Origin of the sequence: Halobiforma nitratireducens JCM 10879, from assembly GCF_000337895.1 — an archaeon.
Lineage (GTDB): Archaea > Halobacteriota > Halobacteria > Halobacteriales > Natrialbaceae > Natronobacterium > Natronobacterium nitratireducens.
Genome location: NZ_AOMA01000043.1, coordinates 1 through 2183 on the forward strand (window position 1 = coordinate 1; position 2183 = coordinate 2183).

Sequence of the window (2183 nt, forward strand, 5' to 3'; positions counted from 1 at the left end):
CATCCGGGTACCAAGCATCAACTAATTTTGCACATGCAACGGGCTATAACGGTATGACCGATGTATCGTCACCCGATGTCGAATCGAACGCAGCGAGTGTCGACGAGGCCGACGAGCCAGAGCAGATTCGCGTCTGGATGGTCGAGCGAACGTTTTCGGCGGATTCGCCGAACATCATGGTAATTACGTACGCAACGACCGACGGGGAGTATCGGCTCACGAAAGAGTGGGCATACAACCGATTCGGTGCACGGAACGCGCCGACGGTCACGGCCGCCCTCGAGGTCGAACCCGATCGACTGACACCGGTCGACGACGACGAGACGGGAGAGCGGTACGCGAGCGAGGCAAAGCGTATGCGCGAGCGCCACGAGCCGGACGAGTCGGTTTGAACGGACCGTCAAAACACCACCGGTTCTCCGGGTATCGTCTCTGGTAACCGAAATGCTATTATCACGACAGGGAATGTGGTATCATATCTCGTGAATAGCAATCAAACCAACAGTCCCGACGAGCCCATCGGCGGAGGTCACTGATGGTGACTGACGACGCCCCGACGGCGGACGAGTTTCGGACTGTCCTCGAGCACGTACGCGAAGTCGTCCTCCTGCTGGACGACGAGGGACGGGTTCGGTACGCGAGCCCAGCGAGCGAGCGGGTGTTCGGGGACGTGCCCGACGACCTCGTCGGCGACCGACTGCTCGAGTGGATCGCGCCGGTCGACCGGGAGCGGGTGGGGGAACGGCTCGACTCCGTGGGGCCGAACTCGAGCGTTCGTTGCCCGTCTCCTCCCTCGTCACGGATCGAGTTTCGCGTCGTCCGTCCGGACGGAACGCGGCTCTGGCTCGAGGCGACCGAGGTCGAATCGGATTTCGACACCCACCCCGACCCGGACTCCGACTCCGACTCCGACTCCGACTCCGATTCCGGCCCTGACCCCGATCCGACCTCGATCGATGGACAGGTGCTCACCCTCCGAAACGTTACCGAACGCAAGCGCCGCGAGCGCGACCTCGAGCAGTTGAACGCCGACCTCGAGCGACTCCACGACTCGACCAACCGGCTCTACGCCGCCGAATCGACCGCGGAGTGTTACCGGATCGTGATCGAGACGGCCGTGACTATCCTCGGGTTCGACTGGTGTACGCTCGCGGCACCCGCCGAGGACGCCGACCGGGGCGACGGGATCGACGAACCGCGTGACTTCGAAATACGTGCGATCTCGGAGACGGGCCCGCTAGAGGTCGGCGATCGGCCGTTCACGACCGACGAAGGGATCGCCGGCCGGGTGTACCGTACCGGTGAGGGGTGTATCGTCGACGATGTCCGGGAAGACGAGAGCAGCGAGCCGACCGACGACGTCATCCGCTCGGCGGTGACCGTCCCCATCGGCGACTGGGGTATCTTCCAGGGGATCGCAACCGAAACCGGGTCCTTCGACGAGCACGACCGCAGACACGCGGAACTGCTCGTCACTGCGATGTTGACGGCGATCGAGCGGATCGAGCGCCAGGCCGCACTCGAGCGCCAGAACGAACGACTCGACAACTTCGCACGGTTCGTGAGCCACGATTTCCGGACGCCGCTGACGACGGCGCAGGGCTATCTCGACCTCGCACGGGACGAGGAGGATCGGGTCGTCCGAAACGCACATCTCGACAGCGTCTGTGAGGCCCACGAGCGGATGGAAGCGTTGATCGAGGGTCTCTCGACGTGGGCCCACGGCGACGACCTCGTCGAGGAGATCGAACGCGTCTCCCTCGAGAGGGCGGCACGATCGGTCTGGTCGTCGGTCACACCGGGGACGGCGACGCTGGCCATCGAGACCGACGCTGCCGTGATGGCGGACCGCCACTCGCTCCAGCAGTTGTTCGAGAACCTGTTTAAAAACGCCGTCAGCCACGGGGGGACGACGGTGACCGTTCGAGTTCGTGACCTCGAGGACGGGCCGGGGTTCGCCGTCGAGGACGACGGTCCCGGCATCCCGCCGGACGAACGCGACCTCGTCTTCGAACCGGGTCACTCCGGTGACGGCGGAACCGGGCTCGGTCTCGCGATCGTCTCCGAAGTGATCGACGCCCACGGGTGGGAGATCACCGTCACCGACAGTGACAGCGCGGCGACCGACGGTGCCCGGTTCGAAATCGAGACGGGTAGCGGCCGGTCCTGACCGGTCTCACGAC

The 2183-nt window shown here is 64.7% G+C and carries 2 protein-coding genes; both read left to right on the forward strand.

The annotated features are described in order from the left end of the window. Positions 1-53: 53 nt before the first annotated feature. Entirely contained in the window at positions 54-392 is a 339-nt protein-coding gene (locus tag C446_RS03155) for a hypothetical protein (protein ID WP_006671615.1), read from the forward strand. A gap of 143 nt (positions 393-535) precedes the next feature. Beyond that, positions 536-2170, forward strand: a complete 1635-nt coding sequence (locus C446_RS03160; protein WP_006671616.1) for a PAS domain-containing sensor histidine kinase — start codon at positions 536-538, stop codon at positions 2168-2170. The last annotated feature ends 13 nt before the right edge of the window (positions 2171-2183 follow it).

Excerpts from the sequence above, each read along its gene's own strand:
- C446_RS03160 (WP_006671616.1), top strand. The coding sequence starts at position 536 with ATGGTGACTGACGACGCCCCGACGGCGGACGAGTTTCGGACTGTCCTC.
- C446_RS03155 (WP_006671615.1), top strand. The coding sequence starts at position 54 with ATGACCGATGTATCGTCACCCGATGTCGAATCGAACGCAGCGAGTGTC.